This is a genomic window from Amycolatopsis sp. NPDC051061 (assembly GCF_040682935.1).
Classification (GTDB): Bacteria; Actinomycetota; Actinomycetes; order Mycobacteriales; family Pseudonocardiaceae; genus Amycolatopsis.
Window position 1 is genome coordinate 26,438 of sequence record NZ_JBFBBZ010000060.1, and the last position, 26,647, is coordinate 53,084.

27 protein-coding genes and 3 pseudogenes are annotated in these 26,647 nt (G+C 71.2%); 23 read left to right on the top strand and 7 right to left on the bottom strand.

Features of this window, described 5'->3' with window-relative positions; all coding sequences use genetic code 11:
* Positions 1 to 12 precede the first annotated feature (12 nt).
* The 5 genes from AB0N03_RS45125 to AB0N03_RS45145 all read left to right on the top strand — a co-directional run bounded on the left by AB0N03_RS45125 (position 13) and on the right by AB0N03_RS45145 (position 5,026).
* Positions 13 to 264 carry a YlxR family protein gene (locus AB0N03_RS45125; RefSeq protein ID WP_364386430.1) on the top strand — a complete coding sequence of 84 codons (252 nt, stop codon included), beginning with the start codon at positions 13 to 15 and terminating at the stop codon, positions 262 to 264.
* A gap of 77 nt (positions 265 to 341) precedes the next feature.
* The gene (gene infB / locus AB0N03_RS45130; RefSeq protein WP_364386378.1) at positions 342 to 3,329 is read left to right on the top strand and encodes a translation initiation factor IF-2; all 2,988 of its coding nucleotides are present in this window, start codon (positions 342 to 344) and stop codon (positions 3,327 to 3,329) included.
* Positions 3,330 to 3,409: 80 nt separating this feature from the next.
* Positions 3,410 to 3,703, top strand: a complete 294-nt coding sequence (locus tag AB0N03_RS45135; protein ID WP_155545954.1) for a DUF503 domain-containing protein — start codon at positions 3,410 to 3,412, stop codon at positions 3,701 to 3,703.
* 9 nt (positions 3,704 to 3,712) lie between these two features.
* A complete protein-coding gene (rbfA, locus tag AB0N03_RS45140) occupies positions 3,713 to 4,198 on the top strand; it encodes a 30S ribosome-binding factor RbfA (protein WP_364386380.1) in 486 nt (161 codons plus the stop codon).
* A 3-nt stretch (positions 4,199 to 4,201) separates the two neighbouring features.
* Positions 4,202 to 5,026 carry an alpha/beta hydrolase-fold protein gene (locus AB0N03_RS45145; protein ID WP_364386382.1) on the top strand — a complete coding sequence of 275 codons (825 nt, stop codon included), beginning with the start codon at positions 4,202 to 4,204 and terminating at the stop codon, positions 5,024 to 5,026.
* Here AB0N03_RS45145 and AB0N03_RS45150 read toward each other — a convergent pair.
* Together AB0N03_RS45150 and AB0N03_RS45155 are read right to left on the bottom strand one after the other, a co-directional pair.
* Positions 5,018 to 5,641 carry a class I SAM-dependent methyltransferase gene (locus tag AB0N03_RS45150; RefSeq protein WP_364386384.1) on the bottom strand — a complete coding sequence of 208 codons (624 nt, stop codon included), beginning with the start codon at positions 5,639 to 5,641 and terminating at the stop codon, positions 5,018 to 5,020. The genes AB0N03_RS45145 and AB0N03_RS45150 overlap by 9 nt on opposite strands.
* Positions 5,638 to 6,180: a helix-turn-helix domain-containing protein gene (locus AB0N03_RS45155; protein ID WP_364386386.1), complete on the bottom strand. Its 543-nt coding sequence runs from the start codon at positions 6,178 to 6,180 to the stop codon at positions 5,638 to 5,640. Before AB0N03_RS45155 ends, AB0N03_RS45150 begins: the two co-directional genes overlap by 4 nt.
* A gap of 168 nt (positions 6,181 to 6,348) precedes the next feature.
* Here AB0N03_RS45155 and AB0N03_RS45160 point away from each other — a divergent pair, with 168 nt between their 5' ends.
* Together AB0N03_RS45160 and AB0N03_RS45165 are read left to right on the top strand one after the other, a co-directional pair.
* Positions 6,349 to 6,576: a hypothetical protein gene (locus tag AB0N03_RS45160; protein ID WP_364386388.1), complete on the top strand. Its 228-nt coding sequence runs from the start codon at positions 6,349 to 6,351 to the stop codon at positions 6,574 to 6,576.
* A gap of 20 nt (positions 6,577 to 6,596) precedes the next feature.
* Positions 6,597 to 7,745 (top strand): SPFH domain-containing protein, encoded by a 1,149-nt coding sequence (locus tag AB0N03_RS45165; protein ID WP_364386390.1) that lies wholly within the window; start codon positions 6,597 to 6,599, stop codon positions 7,743 to 7,745.
* 27 nt (positions 7,746 to 7,772) lie between these two features.
* On the opposite strand, the gene AB0N03_RS45170 is transcribed toward AB0N03_RS45165, so the two are convergent.
* Entirely contained in the window at positions 7,773 to 8,804 is a 1,032-nt protein-coding gene (locus AB0N03_RS45170) for an SAM-dependent methyltransferase (RefSeq protein WP_364386392.1), read from the bottom strand.
* Between the two features lie 25 nt (positions 8,805 to 8,829).
* Between AB0N03_RS45170 and AB0N03_RS45175 the strand changes: the two genes are divergently transcribed.
* Together AB0N03_RS45175 and AB0N03_RS45180 are read left to right on the top strand one after the other, a co-directional pair.
* Complete coding sequence (locus AB0N03_RS45175; RefSeq protein ID WP_364386394.1) at positions 8,830 to 9,819, top strand: bifunctional oligoribonuclease/PAP phosphatase NrnA; 990 nt, start codon at positions 8,830 to 8,832, stop codon at positions 9,817 to 9,819.
* Between the two features lie 193 nt (positions 9,820 to 10,012).
* Complete coding sequence (locus AB0N03_RS45180) at positions 10,013 to 11,332, top strand: MATE family efflux transporter (RefSeq protein ID WP_364386432.1); 1,320 nt, start codon at positions 10,013 to 10,015, stop codon at positions 11,330 to 11,332.
* A gap of 88 nt (positions 11,333 to 11,420) precedes the next feature.
* Here AB0N03_RS45180 and AB0N03_RS45185 read toward each other — a convergent pair.
* Together AB0N03_RS45185 and AB0N03_RS45190 are read right to left on the bottom strand one after the other, a co-directional pair.
* A pseudogene (locus AB0N03_RS45185) lies at positions 11,421 to 12,062 on the bottom strand (SDR family NAD(P)-dependent oxidoreductase).
* Positions 12,010 to 12,249 (bottom strand): annotated as a pseudogene (locus AB0N03_RS45190) (SDR family NAD(P)-dependent oxidoreductase); the annotation flags it as partial. The pseudogenes AB0N03_RS45185 and AB0N03_RS45190, both read right to left, overlap by 53 nt.
* A gap of 130 nt (positions 12,250 to 12,379) precedes the next feature.
* Here AB0N03_RS45190 and AB0N03_RS45195 point away from each other — a divergent pair.
* The 12 genes from AB0N03_RS45195 (at position 12,380) to AB0N03_RS45250 (ending at position 23,457) form a co-directional block, all read left to right on the top strand.
* Complete coding sequence (locus tag AB0N03_RS45195) at positions 12,380 to 13,705, top strand: MFS transporter (protein WP_364386396.1); 1,326 nt, start codon at positions 12,380 to 12,382, stop codon at positions 13,703 to 13,705.
* Positions 13,706 to 13,749: 44 nt separating this feature from the next.
* Positions 13,750 to 14,655 carry a tRNA pseudouridine(55) synthase TruB gene (gene truB, locus AB0N03_RS45200; protein WP_364386398.1) on the top strand — a complete coding sequence of 302 codons (906 nt, stop codon included), beginning with the start codon at positions 13,750 to 13,752 and terminating at the stop codon, positions 14,653 to 14,655.
* A gap of 28 nt (positions 14,656 to 14,683) precedes the next feature.
* A complete protein-coding gene (locus tag AB0N03_RS45205; protein WP_364386400.1) occupies positions 14,684 to 15,667 on the top strand; it encodes a bifunctional riboflavin kinase/FAD synthetase in 984 nt (327 codons plus the stop codon).
* A 184-nt stretch (positions 15,668 to 15,851) separates the two neighbouring features.
* A complete protein-coding gene (locus AB0N03_RS45210; RefSeq protein WP_364386402.1) occupies positions 15,852 to 16,325 on the top strand; it encodes a helix-turn-helix transcriptional regulator in 474 nt (157 codons plus the stop codon).
* The gene (locus AB0N03_RS45215; protein ID WP_364386404.1) at positions 16,325 to 16,825 is read left to right on the top strand and encodes a 2'-5' RNA ligase family protein; all 501 of its coding nucleotides are present in this window, start codon (positions 16,325 to 16,327) and stop codon (positions 16,823 to 16,825) included. Before AB0N03_RS45210 ends, AB0N03_RS45215 begins: the two co-directional genes overlap by 1 nt.
* Positions 16,826 to 16,968: 143 nt before the next feature.
* Positions 16,969 to 17,238, top strand: coding sequence for a 30S ribosomal protein S15 (gene rpsO / locus AB0N03_RS45220; protein WP_155545968.1), 270 nt, complete (start codon positions 16,969 to 16,971; stop codon positions 17,236 to 17,238).
* A gap of 233 nt (positions 17,239 to 17,471) precedes the next feature.
* Positions 17,472 to 19,715: a polyribonucleotide nucleotidyltransferase gene (locus AB0N03_RS45225; protein ID WP_364386406.1), complete on the top strand. Its 2,244-nt coding sequence runs from the start codon at positions 17,472 to 17,474 to the stop codon at positions 19,713 to 19,715.
* Positions 19,716 to 19,807: 92 nt separating this feature from the next.
* Entirely contained in the window at positions 19,808 to 21,172 is a 1,365-nt protein-coding gene (locus AB0N03_RS45230; protein WP_364386408.1) for a pitrilysin family protein, read from the top strand.
* A complete protein-coding gene (dapB, locus tag AB0N03_RS45235; RefSeq protein WP_364386410.1) occupies positions 21,169 to 21,915 on the top strand; it encodes a 4-hydroxy-tetrahydrodipicolinate reductase in 747 nt (248 codons plus the stop codon). Before AB0N03_RS45230 ends, dapB begins: the two co-directional genes overlap by 4 nt.
* On the top strand, positions 21,912 to 22,358 hold the full coding sequence (locus tag AB0N03_RS45240; protein ID WP_364386412.1) for a tetratricopeptide repeat protein: 447 nt from the start codon (positions 21,912 to 21,914) through the stop codon (positions 22,356 to 22,358). The genes dapB and AB0N03_RS45240 overlap by 4 nt, the downstream gene beginning before the upstream one ends.
* A gap of 74 nt (positions 22,359 to 22,432) precedes the next feature.
* Complete coding sequence (locus AB0N03_RS45245) at positions 22,433 to 23,266, top strand: Scr1 family TA system antitoxin-like transcriptional regulator (RefSeq protein ID WP_364386414.1); 834 nt, start codon at positions 22,433 to 22,435, stop codon at positions 23,264 to 23,266.
* 8 nt (positions 23,267 to 23,274) lie between these two features.
* Entirely contained in the window at positions 23,275 to 23,457 is a 183-nt protein-coding gene (locus AB0N03_RS45250; protein WP_364386416.1) for a DUF397 domain-containing protein, read from the top strand.
* Here AB0N03_RS45250 and AB0N03_RS45255 read toward each other — a convergent pair.
* A complete protein-coding gene (locus tag AB0N03_RS45255) occupies positions 23,422 to 23,940 on the bottom strand; it encodes a hypothetical protein (protein WP_364386418.1) in 519 nt (172 codons plus the stop codon). The genes AB0N03_RS45250 and AB0N03_RS45255 overlap by 36 nt on opposite strands.
* A gap of 244 nt (positions 23,941 to 24,184) precedes the next feature.
* On the opposite strand from AB0N03_RS45255, the pseudogene AB0N03_RS45260 reads away from it, so the two are divergent.
* A pseudogene (locus tag AB0N03_RS45260) lies at positions 24,185 to 24,487 on the top strand (GtrA family protein); the annotation flags it as partial.
* A 72-nt stretch (positions 24,488 to 24,559) separates the two neighbouring features.
* Here the strand turns inward: AB0N03_RS45260 and AB0N03_RS45265 are convergent.
* A complete protein-coding gene (locus AB0N03_RS45265; protein WP_364386420.1) occupies positions 24,560 to 25,117 on the bottom strand; it encodes a GNAT family N-acetyltransferase in 558 nt (185 codons plus the stop codon).
* 58 nt (positions 25,118 to 25,175) lie between these two features.
* Here AB0N03_RS45265 and AB0N03_RS45270 point away from each other — a divergent pair, with 58 nt between their 5' ends.
* Positions 25,176 to 26,390: a crosslink repair DNA glycosylase YcaQ family protein gene (locus AB0N03_RS45270; protein ID WP_364386422.1), complete on the top strand. Its 1,215-nt coding sequence runs from the start codon at positions 25,176 to 25,178 to the stop codon at positions 26,388 to 26,390.
* Positions 26,391 to 26,647 lie beyond the last annotated feature (257 nt).

Consider the following 26,647-nt stretch of genomic DNA (forward strand, 5'->3'; position numbering starts at 1 on the left):
CGCGTGGTCGCGGTGGCCGGACGGGTGGTCGTCGACGGACGTCGTCGGCTCCCCGGTAGGGGAGCCTGGTTGCACCCCGACCCGGACTGCCTGGCCAAGGCCGAACGGCGGCGAGCTTTCCCGAGGGCCCTGCGGGCTCCGGGAGCGCTCGACGTCCAGGAGGTCCGTGAGCACGTCGAGCGCACTAAGCACCACGAAGCCGGGACGTCCCCGGCTTCGGGAGGAACGAAGGAAGCAGGTCGACCCGTCATGAGTCAGCCGTGAAGCTGAAGCCATGAGCGTCAGACAATAAGGACGAGGTCAGCGGGTTCCCGCCTGGCCTCCCCTAGATGAGGAGAGCTGTGCCAGGCAAGGCCCGCGTACACGAGCTCGCTAAGGAGCTCGGCATCACCAGCAAGGACGTTCTCGCCAAGTTGAAGGAACAGGGCGAGTTCGTGAAGTCCGCGTCGTCCACGGTCGAGGCGCCCGTCGCCCGCCGTCTCCGCGACGCGTACGCGCCCAAGGGCGCCAAGAAGCCCGCACCGACCCCCGGCCCGTCGGCGCGCCCCGGGCCCCCGGCCGCCAAGCCGGGCGCTCCCGCGCCCAAGCCCGCGTCGCCCGCTCCCCAACAGCAGGCGCCCGCGGCGAAGGCCGCCCCCGCGGCGGCCCCGCAGCAGCAGGCACCGGCTTCGAAGCCGGCCGCCGCACCGGATGCCCGCCCCACGGGTCCCGGCCCGCGGCCCGGCCCGCGTCAGCAGCCGGCCGCGCCCGCTCCCCAGGAGCAGGTCCCGCCCGCCGCACCCAAGCAGGAGACCCCGGCCGCGCCCTCGGGCAACACCGGTTCGGTCGTCCCGCCGAAGCCGCAGGGCCCCAAGCCCGGCGGCCCGAAGCCCGGTCCGCGTACCCCGCGGGTCGGCAACAACCCGTTCGGCGTCGGTTCCGGCGCCCCGCCGCGTCCGCAGGGCCCGCGCCCGGGTGGCGGCCAGGGCGGCGACAACCGCCCGCCGCGTCCCGGTGGGACCGGTGGCGGCGGTGACCGTCCGGCCCCGCGTCCCGGTGGTGGCGCCGGTGGCAACCGGCCGAGCCCGGGCAACATGCCCCCGCGGCCGAACCCCGGCATGATGCCGGGCCGCACGCAGCGTCCCGCCGGTCCCGGTGGCGGCGCCCGCGGTGGTCCGGGTGGCGGCGCCCGTGGCGGCCCCGGTGGCGGAGCCCGTGGTGGCCCCGGCGGCGGTGGCGGTGGCGGCGGCTTCCGCGGCGGTCCCGGTGGCGGCGGCGGTGGCGGTGGCTTCCGCGGCGGCCCCGGTGGCGGTGGCGGCGGTGGCGGTGGCGGCTTCCGCCCGGGTGGCGGCACCGGTGCCCCGGCCGGCGGCGGCGGTTTCCGCGGCGGCGGCGGTGGCCGTGGTGGCCCCGGTGGCCGTGGCGGCACCGCGGGTGCCTTCGGGCGCCCGGGTGGTCCCTCGCGCAAGGGTCGCAAGTCGAAGCGGCAGAAGCGCCAGGAATACATGGACAACATGCAGGCGCCCAGCGTCGGCGGCGTCCGCTTGCCCAAGGGGCAGGGCGAGACGATCCGGCTGCCGCGGGGTGCTTCGCTGACCGACTTCGCCGAGAAGATCGACGCCAACCCGGCTTCGCTGGTGCAGGTGCTCTTCCACCTCGGCGAGATGGTCACCGCGACGCAGTCCGTGTCGGACGACATCCTCGAGCTGCTCGGCGGCGAAATGAACTACACGGTTCAGGTCGTCAGCCCCGAGGAGGAGGACCGCGAGCTGCTGGGCACCTTCGACATCACCTACGGCGACGACGCCGGTGGCGAAGAAGACCTGCAGATCCGGCCGCCGGTCGTGACCATCATGGGTCACGTCGACCACGGTAAGACCCGCCTGCTCGACACGATCCGCAAGACGAAGGTGCGCGAGGGCGAAGCCGGTGGCATCACCCAGCACATCGGCGCCTACCAGATCGAGACCGAGCTCGAGGGCAACCCGCGCCTCGTGACCTTCATCGACACCCCGGGTCACGAAGCGTTCACCGCCATGCGTGCCCGTGGTGCGAACTCGACCGACATCGCGGTGATCGTGGTGGCGGCCGACGACGGTGTGATGCCGCAGACGGTCGAGGCGATCAACCACGCGCAGGCCGCCAGGGCCCCGATCGTGGTCGCGATCAACAAGATCGACAAGGAAGGCGCGAACCCGGACAAGATCCGGCAGCAGCTGACCGAGTACGGCCTGGTCGCCGAGGAGTACGGCGGCGACACGATGTTCGTCGAGATCTCCGCGCGGCAGAACATCAACATCGACGGCCTGCTCGAGGCGATCCTGCTGACCGCCGACGCCGCTCTGGACCTCCGGGCCAACCCGGACATGGAGGCCCAGGGTGTCGCGATCGAGGCTCACCTCGACCGCGGCCGCGGTCCGGTGGCCACCGTCCTGGTCCAGCGCGGCACGCTGCGCGTCGGCGACTCGGTCGTGGCGGGTGACGCCTACGGCCGCGTCCGCCGGATGGTCGACGAGCACAACGTCGACGTCACCGAGGCGCTGCCGTCGCGTCCCGTCCAGGTCATCGGGTTCACCTCGGTGCCGGGTGCGGGCGACACCTTCCTGGTGGTCGACGAGGACCGCGTCGCCCGGCAGATCGCCGAGCGCCGCGCCGCTCGTACGCGCAACGCGCTCAACGCGTCGCGCCGCAAGCGGGTCAGCCTCGAGGACCTCGACTCCGCCTTGAAGGAGACGAACAGCCTCAACCTGATCATCAAGGGTGACAACTCGGGCACCGTCGAGGCCCTCGAAGCCTCGCTGCTCCAGCTGGACGTCGGCGACGAGGTCGAGCTGAACGTGGTCCACCGCGGTGTTGGTGGCGTGACCGAGTCGGACATCGACCTGGCGACCGCGTCCGACGCGATCGTCCTCGGGTTCAACGTCCGCGCCCAGGGCAAGGCGACCGAGCGGGCCACCCGCGAGGGCGTCGACGTCCGGTACTACACGGTCATCTACCAGGCGATCGACGAGATCGAGCAGGCCCTCAAGGGCATGCTCAAGCCGGAGTACGAAGAGGTCGAGCTGGGCCGCGCGGAGGTTCGCGAGGTCTTCAAGTCCTCCAAGATCGGCACGATCGCGGGTTGCCTGGTCATGTCCGGCGAGATCCGGCGCAACGCGCGGGCCCGGCTGCTGCGCGACGGCACTGTCGTCGCGGAGAACCTGCCGGTCAGCTCGCTGCGGCGGTTCAAGGACGACGTGGTCGAGGTCCGCGAGGGTTACGAGTGCGGTTTGACGCTCGGTTCGTACGGCGACCTCAAGGTCGGCGACCAGATCGAGACGTACGAGCAGCGCGAGAAGCCGCGAGCGTAAGGCATGTGTCCCCGGGTGTGCGGTTTCGACCGCACACCCGGGGCTCGTTTCCCATCCCTACGACACCACCCGACTTGCCTATGTTCGTCGGAGCCCTCGAGCTCGACATCCTGCTCGGCGACGTCCATTCGTTGAAGCAGAAGCGATCCGTGGTCCGTCCGGTGCTGGCGGAGGTGCGCAAGCGCTTCGCCGTGTCGGTGGCCGAAGCCGGTCACACCGACCTGCACCGCCGGACCCTCATCGGGGTGGCCGTGGTCGCCGAAGGTGGCGAGCACGTCCGTGACGTGCTCGACTCGTGTGAGCGGTACGTGGCGAGCCGGCCGGAGTTCGAGCTACTCACCGCACGCCGCCGGCTGCTCGGTCCAGAAGACTAGGAGAAAGACATGGCTGATCCGGCTCGGGCTCGCAAGCTCGCCAAGCGGATCTCGCAGATCGTGGCGTCCGCGATCGAGCACGAGGTCAAGGACCCCCGGCTGGACTACGTGACCATCACGGACACGAAGGTTACCGGCGACCTGCACGACGCCACGGTGTACTACACGGTGCTCGGCGAGAAGCTGGACGTCCCCCCGGACTTCGCCGGTGCGGCCGCCGCGCTCGAATCGGCGCGCGGGGTGCTGCGCACCAAGGTCGGGCAGGGCACCGGGGTCCGCTACACGCCGACCCTGACGTTCATCGCCGACACGATCCCCGAGGAGTCGAAGCGGATCGAAGACCTGCTCGCGAAGGCCCGTGAGGCCGACGCGGAGGTCGCGCGTCGCTCGGCCGGCGCCCAGCACGCCGGCGACGCCGACCCGTACAAGGCGCCTCGCGAAGACACCGAAGACGCCGAAGCCGACGAGTTCGCGGAGGAGGAGAGCCGGGGCTGACCCGTGCTCTCCCGCCGCGGCTTGCTCGCCGGCAGCGCCCTGGCGCTGCTGGCGGGCTGCTCGTCGACGCCGTCCGGGCCGCCGCCCGGCCCGCCCGCGGTGCCGGTGCCGACCGGCCCGTCCCCGCTGCGCGACCCGGTGACGGTCCAGCGCATGCCCTCGGCCGCCCGCGGCACGGACGTCGACCTGGTCCTGATCACGCCCGAGGGTGTCCCGTCGTCGGGCCTGCCGGTGTGCCTGGCCCTGCACGGCCGCGGCGCCCGCGCGCGAACCTTCCTAGAACTGGGCGTCCCCGCGGCGTTGACGGCGGCCGTGCGCGCCGGCACATCGCCGTTCGCGGTGGCCGCGGTCGACGGCGACCACTACTGGGTCGACGTCGGTTCCGGCGACGACCCGCAGCGCATGCTCACCGAGGAAGTGCCGGGGTGGCTGGCGGCCCGCGACCTGCGTCCGGCCTCGGCGGTGTTCGGCATTTCCATGGGCGGCTTCGGCGCTTTGCGCTTCGCTCGAGCGCACCCGGACCTGAAGGCGGTCGCCACGGCGAGCGCGGCGCTGTTCGTCAGCTGGCCGGACGCCCGCAGCCGCAAGGTGTTCTCCGACGAGGACAACTGGCGCGCGGAGGAACCGTTGCTGCACACGGGAGAGCTGCGCGCCGGGCAGCTCGGCGTCTGGTGCGGCGACGCGGATCCGTTCCTGGGCGCGGATCGCAAGCTGGTGAAGGCCGTGAATCCGGCGGTGTCGAAGTTTTCGCCGGGCAAGCACGAGGACGAGTACTGGCGCGGGATCCTGCCGGACGTCCTGAAGTTCGTGGGGCAGCGGCTAAGCTGACGCGCGCGCGAACAGGATTGCCTGCGACACCTGGTTTTCCGGGTTGAGCGCCCACTCCGCCTCGATCGTGAATCCCGCCGCCCGCACCCGCTTCGCCAGCCACCACGGCTGCCGGAGGTGGACGTGGACGCGCATCGGGTGCCCGCCGTAGCCTTCGGTCTTCAGCCGGGTCCCCGCGCCGACGTGGTAGCCGATCACCAGCAGCCCGCCCGGCCGCAGCACGCGCCGGAAGTGCCCGAGGGCCACCGGGACGTCGTCGTCCGGGACGTGGATCAGCGACCAGAACGCCAGTACGCCCGCCGTCGACGCGTCGGGCAGCGGCAGGTCCGTCATCGAGCCGACCTCGAACCGCGGTCCTGGATGCGCCCGGCGCGCGAGGTCGATCATCGCCGGCGACAGGTCGATGCCGATCGCCTCGACGCCCAGTGAACCCAGGTAGGCCGTGAAGTTCCCCGGGCCGCAGCCGACGTCCACCGCCGGCCCGTCGACCTCCGCCGCGAACAGCGTCAGCGCCGCGCGCATGTGCGGGTGCTTCTCGAGGGCGTCCGTCACGAATTCCGCGTAGCTTTCCGCCACCGTGTCGTACGACGTGCGCGTGTCCGCGAGCCAGGTCATCGCGCGCGCAGCCCGTCGAGGACGATGCCGAGCGCGCGCCGCCAGTCGGGGGTCGCCGTCGCCGCGGCGAACACGATCGCCAGGTCTTCACCGCGGAAGTCCGGCCGCAGCGCGCCCGCCTCCTGAGCGCGTCCGATGATCCGGTGGATCCGGGAAGCGTTGGCCTGCTTGGCCTTCTCCAGTCCCGATGCCTGGTCGAACGCGCGCGTGCACACCTGGGTGAAGCCGCGGTCACCCACCTGCATCAGGACCGACCGCTCGAGGAACAGCACGAAGCCGTCCCACGGGTCTTCGCACGCGAGCGCGTCTTCGGCCGCCGCCTGCGCTTCTTCGAGCGTCGGCAGGAACGCGGCCTCGACGAGGTCCGCCCGCGTCGGGAACCGGTTGTAGAGCGTGCCGATCGCGACCTCGGCGCGGCGCGCGATCTCGTCGAGCGGGGCGTCGACGCCCTTGGCGCCGAACACCTCCCGCGCGGCCGCGACCAGTGCCTCCCGGTTGCGCCGGGCGTCCGCGCGCAGGGGGCGTTGCTCGACCGTCACGCTCCGGAGTATAGCCAAGCCGGGCATCTTCACCACGCGCGAGAGACCCGAGTGGTTGCCTCCTGATCGGAACCTCACAGTGGCTGCCGCCCGCGTCCACCGGGAGCACAATGGGGAACAGCGGGGCTCACCCGCACCGAGGCGGTCACCGAGGGAGGTCGGGCACCCGTGCACTCCGACCTTTCGCCGGCCGGCCGGACCGGAGTCCTCCTGGTCGGCACCCGCGGGCAGCGGGGGCCCGGGGAGGTGCTGATCAGGATCCGGGGCGGGTTGGAAACCTTCCTGGCCTGGTCCGACACGGAGCTGCCGAAGGGGACGACCGTCCTGGTCGTCGAAGCCCGGGGACGGCGCACGGTCGACGTCGTGGCGTGGGACGTTTCGGAACCCTCTTCCTAGTGCTCGCGGAAGGACAGTCGATGTTCGGTTATCGCGTGCCGGCCCCCAACGAGGCGATGTTGATTTCGGGCGGCAAGAGCAGCAAGGGCGCGTCGCCGTTCCGGGTGGTCACGGGACACGGCGCGTTTGTCATGCCGGTGTTCCGGAAAGTCCGGTTCCTCACGCTTTCCATGTGTGAGGCCGAAGTGACCGAAGTGTGCGTGACGAAGCAGGCCATCGCCCTGACCGTGCGGGCGGTGATCGCGTTCAAGGTCGGCAACGACACCGAGAGCATCGTCAACGCCGGTCAGCGCTTTCTCTCCGACCAGGACCAGATGTCCGTGCTCACCGGCCGGATCTTCTCCGGGCACCTGCGCTCGATCATCGGGTCGATGACGGTCGAGGAGATCATCACCGAGCGGCAGAAGCTCGCGACCGAGGTGCTGGACGGCTCGGCGGTGGAGATGGCGAAGATCGGCCTGTCGGTCGACGCGCTGCAGATCCAGTCGATCGACGACATGAAGCTCGGCTACATCGCCGCGATGGCCGCGCCGCACAACGCCGCGATCCAGCGGGACGCCCAGATCGCGCAGGCCGTGGCGAACCGGGTGGCGGCCGAGGCCGAGCAGGAGTCGCAGCGGACGCAGGCGGAGTACGCCCGGCAGACGTCGATCGTGCAGGCGCAGTACCGCGCCGAGGTCGACGCGGCGCAGGCCGAGGCCGCCCAGGCGGGGCCGCTCGCGCAGGCGAAGGCCCAGCAGGAGGTCATCGACGCTCGCACCGAGCTGGCCCAGCGCGAGGCCGAGCTGCGGCAGCAGCAGCTGGTCGCCGAGGTGATCAAGCCGGCCGACGCGGAGGCCGAGCGGATCCGGATCCTGGCGCTGGCCGACGCGGAGAAGATGCGCGTGCAGGCGGAAGCGGCGGCGTCGAACAACCGGGTCGCGCTCGACCGGATGCTCATCGACCAGCTGCCGCAGATCGTCAAGGAAGCCGGGCGCGGCCTGGCCGGCGCGAACGTCAACATCCTCAACGGCGCCGACGGTCTCGGCGAGATGGCCGCGGGCCTCGTCGGCCAGGGACTGTCCATCTTGGACTCGGTGAAGCGCGGCCTGACCACGCCGCCGCCGGCTCCGACCGGAGCGCCGGAGGAGAACGGGCAGGCGCCGGTGAAGGGCGAGCTCACCCAATAGCGCTTTGTCGACTCGGGCTGTATCGGCTCAAGACGGGGGCTTCACCGCGACGACCAGGTCACGCAGGATGGCCTGGTCGACCCGGTGGACGAACTCCGCCCACGGCCCGCCTTCGCGGACGTCGAGCCCGGCCCTCCGCAGCACCTCGACGAGTTCTTCGCGCGGCAGCACGGTGGTGTTCCACGAGATGCCGAGCGCCCCGCCGGTCCGCAGCACCCGCGTCCACACCGGGACGGCCGCCGCGAGCAGGTCGCGCGGGCTGCGCTGCAGACCGGCTTCGCGGTGGCTGCCGTGCTGGACGCCGTACGGCGCGTCGGTGACGATCACGTCGCACGAGTTCGCCCGCAGCACCTCGTCGGTCGTCAGCGTGTCGGCCTGGAAGTAGGTGAGCTTGCGGGTGTCGCCGGTTTTGTAGGCTTCCTTGTCCAGCGCGTACTCGATGTCGAGCCGGCGCCCGAGGCGGACCTTGTTGCGCCGCAGCTGTCCCGAGTCGGCGGTGTGCTTGACGCGCTTGTTCCGCAGCCACGTCTTGATGAACGCCTCGTAGGCCTCGAAGTCCTTGGCGTCGACGTCCAGGCCGGTCGCGTGCAGGCCGTACATGATCGCCTGGTTGAGCGTGGTGCCGCGGCCGCACAGCGGGTCGAGCAGGTACTTCGGCCGGTCCGAGAAGGCGTCCGCCGTCGCCAGCAGCGTGACGTTCAGCAGCAGCTTCGTGAACGACTCGTTGGTCTTGCCGGCGTACTTCTGGATGGTCAGCAGGTCGGAGTCGGCCTTCGCCAGCGGCGTCACGGTGACCGGGCGCAGGACGCCGTCACCCAGCTCGAACAGCGCGTACAGCGACGACAGGTTCGACAGCAGCGCGAGGTCGGGCTCGCCCAAGGCGGCCGAACTCGTGAAGCGCACGTAGCCGACGCCGCCGAGCTCGACCTCTTCGATCCCGGACAGCTCGGCCGACAGCGCCGCGCCGAACACCGCCAGCTCGGCGCGCAGCAGCGCGGGGGCGGAGGCGGCGTAGACCCGATTGGCGGACGGGTGGACCAGGATCACGTACTCAGGCATCCCGCAGAGCGTAGCGTGACGCACCGTGACCCCTACTTCGGCGCAGGACATCCGGGACGCGGCCGCGTTGCTCGCGTCGGCCACCGACGTGACGGTGCTCGGCCACGTCCGCCCGGACGCGGACGCTCTCGGCAGCGCGCTCGCCCTCGGCCGGGCGTTGCGCCAGCGCGGCGCGAAGGTGCGGGTCTCCTTCGGCGAGCCCGACGAGGCGCCGGAGACCCTGCGGTGGCTCGACGAGGACGGCCTGCTGACCCACCCGGACGACCTGCCCGACACCGAGGCGCTCCTGGTCTGCGTCGACACGCCGGTGCCGAAGCGGCTGGGCCGGCTCGCCGGGCGCGTCGAGCTCGCCGGCTCGGTGCTCGTGATCGACCACCACGCGACCAACACGTTCTACGGCGGCTGCAACGTCGTCGACGAGTCCGCCGAGGCCAGCGCGATCCTCGTGTTCCGGATCCTGGACGCGATGGACGTCGAGCTCGACGAGCCGATCGCACGCGGGATCTACGCCGGGATCGTCACCGACACCAGCGGGTTCCGCCGCGCGAGCCCGGAGACGCACCGGATGGCGGCGCGGCTGCTGGAGGCGGGCGTCGACGCCGAGCTCGTCGTGCGGAAGATCGTCGACGAGCGGCCGTTCACGTGGCTGCCGATGTTGTCGGCCGTGCTGCGCGAGGCCGAGCTGGAGCCGGAAGTCGCGCGGGGCCGGGGTTTCGTGCACGCGGTGGTCCGCGTCGACGCGGCGCGGACGGTGCGCGGCGAAGAGGTCGAGTCGGTGATCGACGTCATCCGCTCGGTGCGCGAGGCGGCCGTCGCGGCGGTGCTGAAACAGGATTTGGCGAACCCGGCGCAGTGGCAGATCTCGTTGCGCTCCATCGGGATCGACGTCTCGGTGGTGGCGGCGGAGTTCGGCGGCGGCGGGCACCGGCAGGCCGCCGGCTGCACGATCGCGGGCACCGCCGAGGAGGTCCTGGCCGGGTTGCGGGCGGCGCTGGAGCGGGCGCCGCTGCTGTAGGGGCGCGCGGTTTTTGCCGGGGTCGCCTCGGCGTGGGGAGCCGGCGATGTCATGAACGACTCTTTCCTGTCGTCCGGCGTCATGAACGAGTCGTTCATGACATCCGGCGTGGCTTTGCCGGGGCCCTGACCGGCGGCGGGGGAGCTCCCACCGGCCAGGATTGTCGGTGCCGGCGGTTAGAGTCCGGTTCGTGGTGAACGTGGAGGAAGCGGAGCGGATCCCGGCGAAGCGCGTGCTCGGCCTGGCCGTGCCCGCGCTGGGGGTGCTGGCCGCCGAGCCGTTGTACGTGCTGGTCGACACCGCGGTGGTCGGCCACCTCGGCGCGCTGCCGCTGGCCGGGCTCGCGCTCGGCGGCGTCGTGCTGGCCCAGGTGTCGAGCCAGCTGACGTTCCTGTCGTACGGCACGACGTCGCGCACCGCCCGCCTGCACGGCGCCGGCCGCCGGGCCGACGCGGTCCGCGAGGGCGTGCAGGCGACGTGGCTCGCGGTGTTCGTCGGGCTCTTCGTGCTGGTCGCCGGGCAGCTGCTGGCCTGGCCGATCGCGCGGGTGCTCTCCGGCAGTGACGAGGTCGCGGGCGCGGCGGTGTCGTGGGTGCGGATCGCGCTGTTCGGGGCGCCGCTGATCCTGGTCACCATGGCCGGCAACGGCTGGATGCGCGGGGTGCAGGACTCCGCGAAGCCGTTGCGGTACGTCCTGGCGGGCAACGGGATCTCGGCCGTGCTCTGCCCGGTGCTGGTTTATTGGGCCGGGATGGGGCTGGAGGGCTCGGCGATCGCGAACGTCGTCGCGCAGGTGATCTCGGCGGCGCTGTTCATCGTCGCGCTGGTGCGCGAGAAGGTCGGCCTGCGGCCGGACTTCAAGGTGATGCGCGCGCAGCTCGGCCTCGGCCGCGACCTGGTGCTGCGCAGCCTGGCGTTCCAGGCGTGCTTCGTCTCGGCGGCGGCCGTCGCGGCCCGGACGTCGACCGAGGCGGTGGGCGCGCACCAGGTCGTCCTGCAGCTGTGGACGTTCCTGGCGCTGGTGCTGGACTCGGTGGCGATCGCGGCGCAGTCCCTGGTCGGGGCGGCGCTGGGGGCGAACGCGGCGCGGCAGGCGCGCGGGGTGGCGGCGCAGATCACCGGGTACGGGCTGCTGCTGGGGTGCTTCCTGTGCGTGCTGTTCGCGGCGCTGTCGTGGGTGCTGCCGCACGCGTTCACGTCCGACCCGGGGGTGCTGGCGGAGATCCCGCACGCGTGGTGGTTCTTCGTGGCGCTGCAGCCGATCGCGGGGGTGGTGTTCGCGCTGGACGGCGTCCTGCTGGGAGCGGGTGACGCGGCGTTCCTCCGCAACGCGACCCTCGGCAGCGCGGCGCTGGGTTTCCTGCCGCTGATCTGGGCGTCACTGGGCTTCGGCTGGGGCCTGACGGGCATCTGGACCGGGCTCTCGCTGTTCATGGTCCTCCGCCTGGCGGCGGTGCTGGTCCGCTGGCGCTCCGGCAACTGGGCGGTAACCGGCGCGATCCGCCCCGCTTGAACCCCGTAACTCGCGTGATCAGAGCCGTAACTCGCGAGTTACGGGCTCAATCACGCGAGTTACGGCTCCAGACACGCGAGTTACGGCTTCACGCACGGGCTCGGCGGGCGTGGCGGACCCGGCGGTCCACCATCCGACGCAGGAACGGGGCCGCCAGCGGGCCCAGCGCCGCCAGCAGTGCCACCGACCGGTCCGGGTACACCGCGTACCGCTCCCGCTCCACCGCCCGGACGATCGCCGACGCGACGGCCTCGGCCGCCATCGGGCGGATCGTCCCGCTGATCGCCGCCGTCTCCGCCGGCTTCCAGCGGTTCTCCTCCGCCAGCTGCGGGGTGTCGACGTCCGGCGGGTAGACGCACGCGACGTGCACCCCGGCCGGGTTCAGCTCGTCCCGCAGGGCCTCCATCAGCCCCCGCACCGCGAACTTCGCCGGCGCCTACGCCGTGAACCCGTAGATCCCCAGCACCGCGGCCGCCGACGAGATCGCGACGATCGACCCGCTCCGCCGCCGGACCATCGACGGCGCCACCGCCCGCACCGCGTGCAGCGTCCCGAAGTAGTCGACCTCCACCATCCGCCGGAAGACCTCGTCGTCCAGCTCCAGGAATTCGCCCGGCCGCGCCTGGCCCGCGCAGGTCACCAGCACGTCGCACGGCCCCGCCGAAGCCGAACGCCTCCTCCACCTCGGCCTGCGACGAGACGTCGGCGACGGCGGTCCGCACCGAAGCACCGCGTGACTTCAGTGACACCGAAGCCTTCCGCAGCCGCGATTCGTCCCGCGCCACCAGCGAGACGGACGCGCCGCGCGCGGCCAGCGCGGCCGCCGTCGCCAGGCCGATGCCGCTGGACCCGCCCGTGATCACCGCGTGCGACCCGTGCAGACCGGTCACGAAACCACCCCCGAATGTGAAGAACATTCAGATACAACCATGTGGTGAACGCCACCGGGATAACAGCTATGTTTCGTCGTTGCTTAGGCGCTACAAGTAGTAAGGACGGCAGCGCAGGCGTCCGCACGATCCGAACGCCTATTCCCTGGAGGACCTTGTGCCGCCCGCCACCGGCCGCGCCACCGCCCGGTCCTGGCTCATCTGGCTCGCCGCCGTCACCGTCTACCTCCTCGCGGTCTTCCACCGCACCTCCTTCGGCGTCGCCGGGCTGCAGGCGGCCGAGCGCTTCGGCGTCGGCGCGGCCGCGCTCGGGACGTTCACCGTGCTGCAGGTGGGCGTCTACGCCGCGATGCAGATCCCGACCGGCGTCCTGGTCGACCGCTACGGCCCCCGCCGCGTCCTCACCGTCGCGGTGCTGGTGCTCGGCGCCGGCCAGCTCCTCCTCGGCGTCGCCCACACCTACGGCCTCGGCCTGCTCGCCCGCGGCGTGCTCGGCCTCGGCGACGCGCTCACGTTCGTCAGCGTGCTGCGCCTGGTCGCGGCCCACTTCCCGGGCCGCCAGTACGCGCTGCTGACGTCGTTCACCGCGGCCGTCGGCTACATCGGCAACCTCGCCGCCACCGTCCCGCTCTCGCTGGTGCTCGACAGCGCCGGCTGGACCCCGACCTTTCTCGCGGCCGGCGCCGTCACCGTCCTCTACACCGTGGTCGTGACGCTCCGGGTCCGCGACGTCCCCGCCGGAGAGCGACCGTCCGTCCGCGAAGCCGTCCGGCCGCGCCAGCTCGCCCACCAGGTCGCCGAAGCCTGGCGGACGCCGGGGACGCGCCTGGGCTTCTGGGTCCACTTCAGCACGATGTTCGCCCCCAACGCCCTGACGCTGCTGTGGGGCGTGCCCTGGCTGGTGCAGGGCCAGGGGCAGTCGATGGCCACCGCGAGCGCGCTGCTCACCGTGTTCGTCTTCGGCTCGATGGCCGGCGGTCCGCTGCTGGGCGGCGTGATCGGCCGGCACCCGTCGCTGCGGATGCCGCTGGTCGGCGGGTACATCGGCGGGGCCGCGCTGATCTGGGCGGTGCTGCTGAGCTGGCCCGGCCGGGTGCCGGTGGCGCTGCTGGTGCCCGCGTTCGCCTTCCTCGCCCTCGGCGGCCCGGCGTCGATGATCGGCTTCGCGCTCGCTCGCGACTACAACCCGCTGTCCCGCGTCGGCACGGCGACCGGCGTGGTCAACGTCGGCGGCTTCGTCGCGACGACCATCGCGGCCCTCGCCGTCGGCGTGCTGCTGCAGTGGACCGGCGGGAGCTTCCGGCTGTCGCTGCTGGCGATCGTCGCGATCCTGGCGCTGGGCACGTCCCGGATGCTCGTGTGGTGGCGCCGGACGCGCGCCCACCTGTTCCTCGCCGAAGCCCGCGGCGAGGAGCTGCCGGTGCGCATCACCCGCCGCCGCTGGGACGCCGCCTTACCCGAGACGCCGATCGTCGCCGCCTGAGCGCACCTGATCGAACCACGACTGGCGGCCGCTAGGGTGGCCGCGTGTCGAGCCCCAAACCGCCCCGCCGTCCCGCCCCGCCGCCCGGTCTCGTGATCGTCGACAAGCCCGCCGGCATGACGTCGCACGACGTCGTCGCCCGCGCCCGCCGGATCATGGGCACCCGCAAGGTCGGGCACGCCGGCACGCTCGACCCGATGGCGACCGGCGTGCTGGTGCTCGGCATCGAGCGCGCCACCAAGCTGCTCGGCCACCTCGCGCTGGACCGCAAGACCTACCTGGCCACCCTCAGCCTCGGCAGCAGCACCACGACCGACGACGCCGAGGGCGAAGTCCTCACGAGCGCGGACACGAAGGCCGTGGAAGACGACGCCATCGCGACCGGCGTCGCCAAGCTGACCGGCGCCATCCAGCAGGTGCCCAGCGCGGTGAGCGCCGTCAAGATCGACGGCAAGCGCGCGTACGCCCGCGTCCGCGCCGGCGAGGACGTCGTCCTCCCGCCGCGCCCGGTCACCGTCTACCGCTTCGACGTCCTGGCCGTCCGCCACGAGGAAGACCACGTCGAGGTCGACGCCGTCGTCGAGTGCTCGTCCGGCACCTACGTCCGCGCGCTGGCCCGAGACCTCGGCGCGGACCTCGGTGTCGGCGGACATCTCCAAGCGCTCCGACGTACCACGGTCGGCCCCTTCACCCTGGCCAAGGCGAGGACCCTCGACCAGCTCGAGGAGACCCCCGAGCTGAGCCTGGACCTCGACGACGCCGTCGCCGCGGCCTTCCCCCGCCGCGACCTCGACGCGGCATCGGCGAAGGCGGTCCGGCACGGCCAGCGCATCCCGGCCGCCGGCGTCGAAGGCACCTACGGCCTCTTCGGGCCCGACGGCCGGGTGCTCGCCCTGGCCGCCGACGAAGAAGGCGTGTCCCGGGCAGTGGTCGTGTTGCTGCCCGCCTAGGGTGGCGGGTGAGAGACGGGAGTTCGACGTGCTGCGGTGGCGTGGGCTGGGGGACCTTCCCGGCGGCTGGGGCCGGTGCGTGGTCACCATCGGCGTGTTCGACGGTGTCCACCGCGGACACCAGGAGCTGGTCGGCCGGACCGTGGCCGCGGCGGCCGAACGCGGGCTGCCGAGCGTCATGCTGACGTTCGACCCGCACCCGTCGGAGGTGCTGCGCCCGGGGAGCCACCCGGCGCAGCTGACCACGTTGCGGCGCAAGGCGGAGATCGTCGAAGGCCTCGGCATCGACGTCTTCTGCGTGCTGCCGTTCACCTTGGAGCTGTCCCGGCTGCAGCCGGAGGAGTTCGTGCACGAGGTGCTCGTCGACCGGCTGCACGCGGCCGCGGTGATCGTCGGCGACAACTTCACCTTCGGCGCCAAGGCCGCGGGCGACGTCGCGCTGCTGCGCACGCTCGGCCGCCGGTTCGGCTTCGCCGCGTACGGCGCCGAACTGCAGGGCAAGGAACTGTCCGAAGAGGACCAGTCGGCGATCACGTTCTCGAGCACCTACGTCCGGTCGTGCATCGACGCGGGGGACGTCCTCGCCGCGGCGGAGGCGCTGGGCCGCCCGCACCGCCTGGAAGGCATCGTCGTCCGCGGCGACGGCCGGGGCCACGAGCTCGGCTACCCGACGGCGAACCTGTCGACGCCGCGCTTCGCCGCCGTCCCGGCCGACGGCGTCTACAGCGCCTGGTTCACCCGCTCGGCGGACCCGTCGCGCCGCCTGCGCGCCGCGGTCTCGGTGGGAACCAACCCGACGTTCTCCGGGCGCGAGCGGACCGTCGAGGCGTTCGTCCTCGACGTCGACGAGGACTTCTACGGCCAGCACGTGGCGATCGACTTCGTGACGCGGCTGCGTGACCAGGTGCGCTTCGCCGACTCGGCCGGCCTGGTCACGCAGATCGACGACGACGTCGTCGAGACGAGAAAGGCACTGGAGGTGCCCCCCGACGCCTCGACCGGGCGCGATTGAGGGATTTCGCGTTCACGCACGTGACAGCGATGGCAAGATGCTCACGGACGGTGTGCGCGAGCGGGGTTACCAATCCGGCCGAAAGCAGGCGGATACGGTCCGCAGCCAATCCGCACGAGGCGCGGGTTTCCGCCGTGACTGCGGTCGGATTGGTAATGAACGGCACAGTAGGGGAGCGGGACTGGTGGAGGACCACAAGATCGTCCAGCGGAACATCGCGTTGCAGCGCGAGTGGTACGGGGAGCCGCTCGGTGACCGGGTGCGCCGGCTCGTCGTCGCGTTCGACGTTTCGCAGGCGTTCCTGGCCGAGGTCCTCGGGATCAGCGCCCCCATGCTCAGCCAGGTGATGAGCGGGCGGCGGGCGAAGATCGGCAACCCGGTCGTGCTGGCCAGGATGATCATGCTCGAGCGCAAGATCCTGGTGCCCGAGGTCGCCGCGGGCAACCGCGACGCGATGCTGACCGCGATGGAGGACGTCCGCGACTCCCGGCCCACCGTCGGCCGCGACAACATCCCGGTGGTCAACGAATACCAGAAGGTCCTCGCCTACCTGCGCGACGTGGCCGAGGACGAGGACCTGGGCGAGGCCGCCAAGCGGCTCGACGACGAGTTCCCGGCCATCGCCGACCTGCTGCGCCGGGCGGGCAACGGCGCCTGATGGCGGTCCTGTTCAGCGCGCTGGTCCCGCCGGACGACGTCGTCGAAGCGGTGGCCGAGGCTCTCGGAGACCCCGGGGACGGCCTGCGCTGGGAGCCGCCGGAGCGCTGGCACGTGACGCTCGCCTACTACGGGCCGGACGACGTCGGCGCCCGCGCCGCCTGGCTCGCGGACCGGCTGGCCGGGCGGGCGGCGGTCGACGTCCGGCTGGAAAAGGCCGCGACGTTCCCCGGGGTGCTGTGGTTGACTGCCGCCGGAGAAGACCTGACGCCGCTCGCGCTCGCCGCGGGCGCCGGTGCCGAGGCGAGGCCGTACGTGCCCCACCTCACGCTGGCGCGGTTCCCCCGGGAAGAACCGGGGCTCGCCGGGCGTTGGACGGAAAGCCTGTCGGATTTCCGCAGCCGGAGCTGGACAGCCACCGAAGCGGTGTTGATGACCAGCGAACGCGGATCGGGCGGAACCCGCTACCGGGTGGCCCGCGCGTTCGGGCTCGGCGCCTGAAGGCCCTGCTCAGGAGGCCTGCCGAAGTGACTGGTAACCTCACGAGCGGGTCCGGCTGCAGTCCGTGGCGGCCGTGACCGTCTTCCCGGCGTGCATCCACGCCCGGGGCCGCACGGCACTGATCATTTCGAGGAGCAACACAAGTGGCGCTGTCCACCGAAGACAAGAAGTCGATCCTGGCCGAGTACGGCGTGCACGACTCGGACACGGGATCCCCCGAGGCCCAGGTCGCGCTGCTGACCAAGCGGATCGTCGGCCTCACCGAGCACCTCAAGGCTCACAAGCACGACCACCACTCGCGTCGCGGGCTCCTGCTGCTGGTCGGCCGTCGCCGCCGGCTGCTGAACTACGTGATGAAGGTGGACATCGAGCGTTACCGTGCGCTGATCCAGCGCCTCGGCCTGCGCCGATAGCTCGAACCCGAGGGGGAGTGGCCGTCTCACAGGTTGCTCCCCCTCGGTTTACCACCACAGAACGGCGCGAGCGCGCACGAGGGTCCGTCCGCCGGTCCTCGGTAGTGGCTTCCGGGAAGAGTCCCGGGGGCTTCGATCGAAGACCGGCATCACTCCTCGAGCGTCCTGAAGCGAAACGGGTCCCAGGGTGGGAGACTCGCGCCGAATGAAGGAACCAAAGAGGAGAAGCATCTATGACCGACTCCACCGGAGTCACCGTGCACGAGACCGAAGCCGTGATCGACAACGGCAAGTTCGGTACCCGCACCGTTCGTTTCGAGACGGGCCGCCTGGCCAAGCAGGCCGCCGGTGCCGTCGTCGCGTACCTCGACGAAGAGACCATGCTGCTCTCGGCGACGACCGCGTCGAAGCACCCGAAGGACCACTTCGACTTCTTCCCCCTGACGGTGGACGTCGAGGAGCGCATGTACGCGGCCGGCCGCATCCCCGGCGCGTTCTTCCGCCGCGAGGGCCGCCCCTCGACCGACGCGATCCTGACCTGCCGCCTGATCGACCGGCCGCTGCGCCCGTCGTTCACCGACGGTCTCCGCAACGAGATCCAGGTCGTCATCACCGTCCAGAGCCTCAACCCGGACGACCCGTACGACGTGCTGGCGATCAACGCCGCGTCGGCGTCGACCCAGATCGCCGGCCTGCCGTTCTCCGGCCCGGTCGGCGGCGTGCGCGTCGCCCTGATCGAAGACCAGTGGGTCGCGTTCCCGACCTGGTCGCAGCTGGCGAAGGCCACCTTCAACATGGTCGTCGCCGGCCGCATCGTCGGCGATGACGTCGCGATCATGATGGTCGAGGCCGAAGGCACCGAGAACACGCTCGACCTGATCGCCGACGGCGGCAAGGCGCCGGACGAGGTCTCGGTCGCCGAGGGTCTCGAGGCCGCCAAGCCGTTCATCAAGGTGCTGTGCGAGGCCCAGCAAAAGCTGGCCGACGTGTCCGCCAAGCCGACCGGCGAGTTCCCGGTCTTCCTGGCCTACCAGCAGGACGCCTTCGACGCCGTCGCCGCGATCGCGACCGACGACCTGGCGAACGCGCTCCAGATCGCCGGCAAGCAGGCCCGTGACGCCGCGACCGACGAGGTCAAGGCCGCCGTCCTGGAGAAGGTCGGCGTCGGCGAGGGCGAAGCCTTCCAGGGCCGCGAGAAGGAGATCGGCGCCGCGTTCAAGGCGCTGTCCAAGAAGATCATGCGCAAGCGCGTCCTCACGGACAAGATCCGCATGGACGGCCGTGGCCTCACCGACATCCGGTCCCTTTCCGCCGAGGTCGCCGTGATCCCGCGGGCGCACGGTTCGGCGCTGTTCGAGCGCGGCGAGACCCAGATCCTGGGCGTCACCACGCTGAACATGCTTCGCCTGGAGCAGCAGATCGACTCGCTGTCCCCGGAGACGCACAAGCGCTACATGCACCACTACAACTTCCCGCCGTTCTCCACCGGCGAGACCGGCCGCGTCGGTTCGCCGAAGCGGCGCGAGATCGGCCACGGCATGCTCGCCGAGCGCGCCCTGGTGCCGGTGCTGCCGAAGCGCGACGAGTTCCCGTACGCGATCCGCCAGGTCTCCGAGGCCCTGGGCTCCAACGGCTCGACCTCGATGGGCTCGGTCTGCGCGTCCACCATGGGCCTGTACAACGCCGGCGTGCCGCTGAAGGCGCCGGTCGCGGGCATCGCGATGGGCCTCATCTCCGACGAGGTCGACGGCGAGACGCGCTACGTCGCGCTGACCGACATCCTCGGTGCCGAGGACGCCATGGGCGACATGGACTTCAAGGTCGCCGGCACCAAGGACATCATCACCGCCCTGCAGCTGGACACGAAGCTCGACGGCATCCCCTCCGAGGTGCTCGCCGCCGCGCTGAAGCAGGCGAAGGACGCTCGCCTCACCATCCTGGAAGTCATCGCCGAGGCGATCGACGGCCCGGACGAGATGAGCCCGTACTCGCCGCGCGTCACCAGCGTGAAGATCCCGGTGGACAAGATCGGCGAGGTCATCGGCCCGAAGGGCAAGATGATCAACTCGATCACCGAGCAGACCGGTGCCGACATCTCCATCGAGGACGACGGCACGATCTACGTGGGCGCGGCCGACGGCCCGTCGGCGGAGGCGGCGATCGACCTGATCAACGCCATCGCCAACCCGCAGCTGCCCAAGGTCGGCGAGCGCTTCCTCGGCACCGTGGTGAAGACGGCCGCGTTCGGCGCGTTCGTCTCGCTGCTGCCGGGCAAGGACGGCCTGGTGCACATCTCCAAGCTGGGCAACGGCAAGCGGATCAACAAGGTCGAAGACGTGGTCAACGTGGGCGACAAGCTCCGCGTCGAGATCGCCGACATCGACAACCGCGGCAAGATCAGCCTGATCGTGGTCAAGGAAGACGAGGCCGCTCCGGCCGACGCGCCCGCCGCCGACGCCGAGAAGGCCGACGCCTGAGCAAGACAGCTCGTTGTTGGTCCGTGAAGGCCTCCTTACCGGCTCTTGTGGCCGGTAAGGAGGCCTTCACGGCATTCGTGAGTAAGGAACCCATGGCACGGCAGGTTTCCGGGCACGAGCAGCCCGTCGGCACCACCCGCACGCTCGAGTCCACTCCGGACGGTGCGGTCGTCAAGCGCAGCGTCCTGCCCGGCGGTCTGCGGGTGATCACCGAGCACGTCCCGGCGTCCCGCTCGGCCACGGTCGGGCTGTGGGTCGGCATCGGCTCCCGTGACGAGCCGGTCGCCGTCGCCGGGGCCGCGCACTACCTCGAGCACCTGTTGTTCAAGGGCACGAAGAACCGTGACGCCACGCAGATCGCCGAGGAGATCGACGCCGTCGGCGGCGAGTTCAACGCCTTCACGGCGAAGGAGCACACCTGCTACTACGCGCAGGTGCTCGACGCCGACCTCCCGCTGGCCGTGGACCTGGTCACCGACGTCGTGTTCGAGGCGCTCTGCACCGACCGCGACATGGACATGGAACGCAGCGTCGTCCTCGAAGAGATTTCGATGCGCGACGACGACCCCGAAGACCTGCTGCACGAGACGTTCGTGAGCGCGATCCTCGGCGACCACGCGCTGGGCCGCCCGGTGCTGGGCACCGAGAAGTCGATCATCGAGATGTCGCCGGCGGCGCTGCGCGGCTTCTACAAGCGCCGCTACACCTTGCCGCGGATGGTGCTCGCGGTGGCCGGCAACGTCGACCACGGCCAGGTGCTCCGCCTGGTGCGCAAGGCGTTGCGCGACAAGCTCGCCGGTTCGGCGACGCCGGTCGCGCCGCGCGAGGGCCGCGCCCGGATCAAGACCGTCCCGAAGCTGGCCCTGCACACCGACGACACCGAGCAGGCGCACGTGATGCTCGGCCTCCGGTCGCTGTCGCGTCACGACGAGCGCCGCTTCGCGCTCTCGGTGCTCAACGCGGCGCTCGGCGGCGGCATGTCCTCACGGCTGTTCCAGGAGATCCGCGAGCAGCGCGGGCTGGCCTACCAGGTGTACTCGTCGGTCGCGAGCTACGCCGACACCGGGCACATGGCCGTGTACGCGGGCTGCCAGCCGGAGAAGCTCGGCGACGTCGCCGGCGTCATCCGCGAGATCCTGGACAAGGTCGGCGTCGACGGCCTGACCGACGCCGAAGTGACCCGCGCCAAGGGCCAGCTGCGCGGGGGGATCGTGCTGGGCCTGGAAGACACGTCGTCGCGGATGTCGCGGATCGGCAAGAGCGAGCTCAACTACGCCCACTACCTGGGCGTCGACGACACGATCGCCCGCATCGACGCCGTCACCACCGACGAGGTGTGTGCGCTCGCTCGCACTTTGTTCGCGCGGCCGGGCGGGGTCTCGGCGGCGGCGGTCGTGGGGCCGTACGCTCACGCCGACGAGCTTCCGGACGACCTGCACGAGGTGATCGCTTCATGACCATCAACGTCGGTGTGCTCGGCGCGCGCGGCCGGATGGGCGCGACGGTGGTGAACGCCGTCGAAGGCGCTTCGGACATGAAGGTGGTCGCGGCGCTCGACGCCGGAGACGATTTCTCGGCGCTGGCCGAGGCCGAGGCCGAGGTCGTCGTCGACTTCACCCACCCCGACGCCGTCATGGACAACCTGAAGTACCTGGTGGAGCACGACATCCACGCGGTCGTCGGCACCACGGGCTTCAGCGAATCGCGGTTGGTCGAGCTGCGTGCGCTGCTGGAGCCGAAGCCGTCGCTGGGGGTGTTGATCGCGCCGAACTTCGCGCTCGGCGCGGTTCTGGCGATGCGGTTCGCGGCCCAGGCGGCCAAGTTCTACGCGTCGGCCGAGATCATCGAGCTGCACCACAACCGCAAGGCCGACGCGCCTTCGGGCACCGCCGCCCACACCGCGCGGATGATCGCCGCGGCGCGGGCCGAGGCGGGCGTGACGCCGGGCCCGGACGCGACGACGGCCGAGCTGGACGGCGCCCGTGGCGCTTCGGTCGAGGAGGTCCGGGTGCACTCGGTCCGGTTGCCCGGTCTCGTGGCGCACGAGGAGATCCTGTTCGGCGGCGAGGGGGAGACCCTGACCATCCGCCACGACTCCCTCGACCGGACATCGTTCATGCCGGGCGTGCTGCTCGGCGTGCGCACGGTGGTGGCGCGCCCCGGCCTGACGGTCGGCCTGGAGAACGTGCTCGACCTGTGAAGGCTCGCAACATCGCGCTGCTGATGACGGCGGCGCTGGTCGTCTACCTGGTCCTGCTCGCCGACCGGGCGTTCGCGCTGTTCGCGTCCGGCACCGGCGCGGGCGTCGCGCTGGGCGTCGGCGTGCTGCTGCTGCCGATCCTGGGGGTCTGGATCGTGGTGGTGACCTGGCGCAACGGCCTGCAGATCCAGCGGCTGTCCCGCCGGCTCGATGCGGAGGGCGCGCTCCCGGACGTCTCGGACCTGCCGCGCCGCCCTTCGGGACGCGTGGACCGCGACGCGGCCGACGCGTGGTTCCAGGACCGCCGCGCGGAGGTCGAGGCGGACCAGGAGAACTGGCGTGCCTGGTACAAGCTGGCGTACGCGTACGACATCGCGGGTGACCGGCGACGGGCCCGCGAGACGATGAAGAAGGCCGTCGAGCTGGAGGCCGCCGACCGCTGAATTCCGGCGGTGTGGCAATGCGCTGACAGTTGTCGTTCATTCGGGAAATGCCGGGCGTTCGTACTATCGCCCGCATGAAACCGACTTCGTCATCCCCGGGTTTGCGGGCGTTGTCCGCGTCGCTGCGCGAAGTGCGCGAGGCGCGGAAATTCGGCTTGCGCGAACTGGCGCGAGCACTGGAGATCGACCCGCGGTTGCTTTCGCAGTGGGAACTCGGGATGCGGGTGCCGCCGGTGGAGGAGGTCGCGCGCATCCTCGGGTACCTGCGGGCGGACCAGGCGACTGTCACACGGATCCTGTTCCTGGCCAAGCACGCCAAGGATCCCAACTGGCTGGATTCGAATCCCGCGGATCTGCCCGCGGCGCTCACGGCGGTGATGCAGTGCGAGCGCTCGGCGAGCTTGATCACCAACTGGTCGCCGCTGATCATCCCGGGGTTGCTGCAGACTCCCGACTATGCCCGCGCGCTGCTGGCCGCTTCCGACATCAAGGTGGCGGACGTCGACGCGCGGCTGGTAGCTCGCTTGGAGCGGCAGCGGATTCTCACCGGGCATGATCCCGTTCGCCTCAACGTGATCGTCTCGGAGCTGGCGATCCGCGAGGAGGTCGGCGACGCGGACATCATGTCCGACCAGCTCGACCATCTGCTCACCTTAGCTGTTACATCTAACATTTCAGTGCGTATCGTGCCAGCGGACATCGGCTACTACCCGGGCAAGATCGGCATGTTCACCTTGTACGACTTCGCTGATGCGACCTCGATCGTGCTCCTCGAGCACTACCACGCAAGCGGCTTTGTCCACGATTCGGCGGGTACCGCTCCGTATCAGAAGTTGGTTAAGCTGTTGAGCCGCAAGGCTTTATCCGAAGACGCCTCGCAAGCCCTGCTTCGGGAGGCGGCGCGTTAGGGGGCATCGTGTCCACGTGGCGAAAGTCGAGCTACAGCGCGAACGAAGCCGAGTGTGTCGAGGTTCTGCTCGCCAAAACCGTTGGTGTGCGGGACACGAAAGCCCGTCACCTCGGCGAACTCGCCGTCTCGCGTGCCGCGTGGAGCGCGTTCCGCTCAGTGGTGCAGCCAACCCGCGAACATCGCGGGTGAAGCGGCTATCAAACTGAAGCGGATCCACCTTCCGGCCAGGCCCGTGGTCAGGAACGTCGCGAGCCGCATGCGCACGACACCCGCCAGCACGCTCGTCGCCATGAACGGCGGCAGGCCCACCAGGGAGCTGACTCCGTACGTCCCCGCCATCCAGTGCGGGTGCCGGTGGCAGCGCTCGCGCAGGCGGTCGACCCAGCCGCGCAGCCGCTTGGTCCGGAGTTCCCAGCGCACGCGCCGTGCCGTCATCGGCCGCTCGCGGTGGAGGCGGTCGTGCAGCGCCTTCGGCAGCTTGATCGTGCCGCGCGCGGCCAGGAAGTACAGCGATTTCCCGGCGATCTGCCCGACGGCCACCGCCGCGCCGAGCCACAGCCAGTGCAGCCCGGGCTGGCTCGCGCACAGCCCGATCAGGAAGACTTCGGCGTTGATGAGCGGCACGATGGCCGAACCGAACGCGACCCCCAGCGTCAGCAGGATCCAGCTCATCGTGTCACCTCCTGCCGTCATTCGTGTTCTTTCAAGTTATCAGTTCGAAACCTGGAAACACTGGGGTTAACCCCCCTATTCGGTAGGGGGACGCACCAGAAGATCACCTGTCGGTCGGCTGGCCGTCACCTTGCCTTGCCACGCTGACGGGGTGGCCGCCGACCTTTCCCGAACGCCCGCCGACCGATTCGGCGCCCTCTGCCGGACGATCGTGCGGATACTTCCGCTGGGGTTGTCGCGGGTCGTGGCGCCGACGTTTCTCGGCTTCTGTCTCATCAACGGGTTCACGTTCGGCGTCGATCTGGGGCTGTTGACCGTTTTCCACGGCTCGCTCGGCTGGCCCGTGTGGCTCGCGATCACGCTGTCGTACATCTGCGCGTTCGGATTGAGCTTCGTGCTGAACCGGACGTTCAACTTCCACTCCCACGCCGCGGTCGGAATGCAGCTGGTGCTTTACATCGGCGCTGTCGCTGTCAATTACGCGGCGTTTTTGCTGGGTGTGGGCGCGGGATTGACGGCGCTGGGCGTCGAATACCACCTGTCACGGGTGCTCGCGGGCGCGTGCGAGGGCGTGTTCATGTACGCCGTGATGCGATGGGTGATCTTCCGGGACGCCGGCTCAGGCGAGCCCGAGGTCGAGGGTGCCGGTGAGGCGGACCTCGCGGACCATGCGGTCGCCGGTGTCGAGGGTGCGGACCGTGCCGTCGGGGTTCCAGCCGGCCCGGCGGTAGAAGCCGAGGGAGGCGTGGTCGCCCTGGGCGACCCAGGCGATGCCGCGGCCGGCGCCGTCGGCCCGCAGGCCCGCGGCGGCCGTCGCGAGTAGGCGTCCGGCGTGCCCGCGGCGGCCCCACCGCGGCTCGACGAGCAGGGTGGCGACCAGGCCGGTGGCGTCCGCGTCCGCGGGCAGGCTGCCGTCGGCGGCGGCGACCTCGCCTTCGGGCGCGCGGCCCGCGACGCAGAACCCGACGGTGAACTCGCCCTCGGTGGCGACGTAGACCTGGCTGCCCGGGTGGTCGATGGTTTCGGTCCAGGTGCCGACGAGGTCGGCGGCGTCCAGCTCGGCGAGGGCGTTCTTGCCGAGCAGGTCCTCGTAGGCGGCGTGCCAGGTGTCGCGCTGGATGCGGGCGATCTCCGCGGCGTCGGACAGGTCGGCGGGGCGGACGGCGGCGTCGCTCATGCCGCTGAATGTATCGGTGCGCGTTTTTGTCGGTGGTGGGTGGCACCATGACGGGACCATGCAAACGATCAGCGTCACGACGGCCCGGAAGACCTTCCTGGCCGCCCAGGGCTTCAGCGACCCGCGTCCCTCCGGCGAGCCGTCCCGGCGGCACCTGAAACGCGTGCTCTCGCGCGTCCAGCTGCTGCAGCTGGACTCGGTGAACGTCGCGGTCCGGGCGCACTACATGCCGGTGTTCTCGCGGCTGGGAGCGTACGAGCCCGCGCTGCTGGACAACGCGGCGTGGGCGCACTCGGCTCGTCAGCCCCGGATGCTGGTCGAGACGTGGGCGCACGAGGCGAGCCTGCTCCCGGTCGAGGACTGGCCGCTGATCCGTTCCGGAGCGAAGCGCGACGGCTGGTGGAAGCACTACGGGCCGCTGATCGAGAAGTCGCCGGGACTGGTCGAGGAGATCCTCTCGGTGGTGAAGGAGCTGGGCCCGATCGGCGCGGGCGGCATCGAGCGCGAGGTGGAGGCGGACGCGCAGCGGCGCGGCCCGGGCTCGTGGTGGGAGCGCTCGGAGGTCAAGCGCGTCTGCGAGTACCTGTTCGGCATCGGCCAGCTGACCACGGGCACACGCCGCTCGTTCGAACGGCTCTACGACCTCACCGAGCGGGTGGTCCCGCCGGAGATCCTGTCCCGGTCGGTGTCCGCGGAGGAAGGTGCGCGGGGCCTGATCGAGCGGTCGGCACGAGCACTGGGCGTGGCGACGGAGACGGACTTGCGCGACTACTACCGCCTGGGCCCGGCCCCGGCGCGCCAAGCGGTGTCGGAGCTGGTGGAGTCGGGAATCCTGGAGCCCCTGGCGGTCCACGGCTGGAAGGCGACGGCGTACCGCCACGTCGAGGCGCGCACGCCCCGCGCGGTGACCGGCCGGGCGCTGCTGTGCCCGTTCGACCCGCTGATCTGGGAGCGCGCCCGCACAGAGCGGCTGTTCGGCTTCCGCTACCGCATCGAGATCTACGTCCCGGAGCCGAAGCGGGTGTACGGGTACTACGTGTTCCCGTTCCTGCTGGACGGGTCGCTGGTGGCGCGGGTGGACCTGAAGTCCGACCGCGCGGCGGGGGTGCTGCGAGTCCAGGGAGCGTTCGCGGAGGAGGGCGCGGACGTGGCCCGGGTGCTCCCGGAGCTGGCGGCGGAGCTACGGCACATGGCGGAGTGGCTGGGGCTGTCCGGCGTGGCGGTGGGTGCCCGGGGTGACCTGGCCCGGCCATTGGCGAAGCTGGTGCGCTGAAGCGCCCCAAGGCGGCCTTGGTTGCGTTGAGCGCACCGAAGGCCACCTTGGGTGCGTTGAGCGCACCGAAGGCCGCCTTGGGTGCGTTGAGCCGGACCGAAGGCCACCTTGGGGCGCAGGCAGCTGGCCCGGCCGGAGACTTCCGGGCAGATGCAAAGGCGGGGGGTTGGCGGCCCCCCCCGCGGACCACCCCCCCTGCCCCCGAATCCGCCCGGCCCCCGCGGGGCAGAGAGGGGATGGGGGGGGGGGGGGGAGAG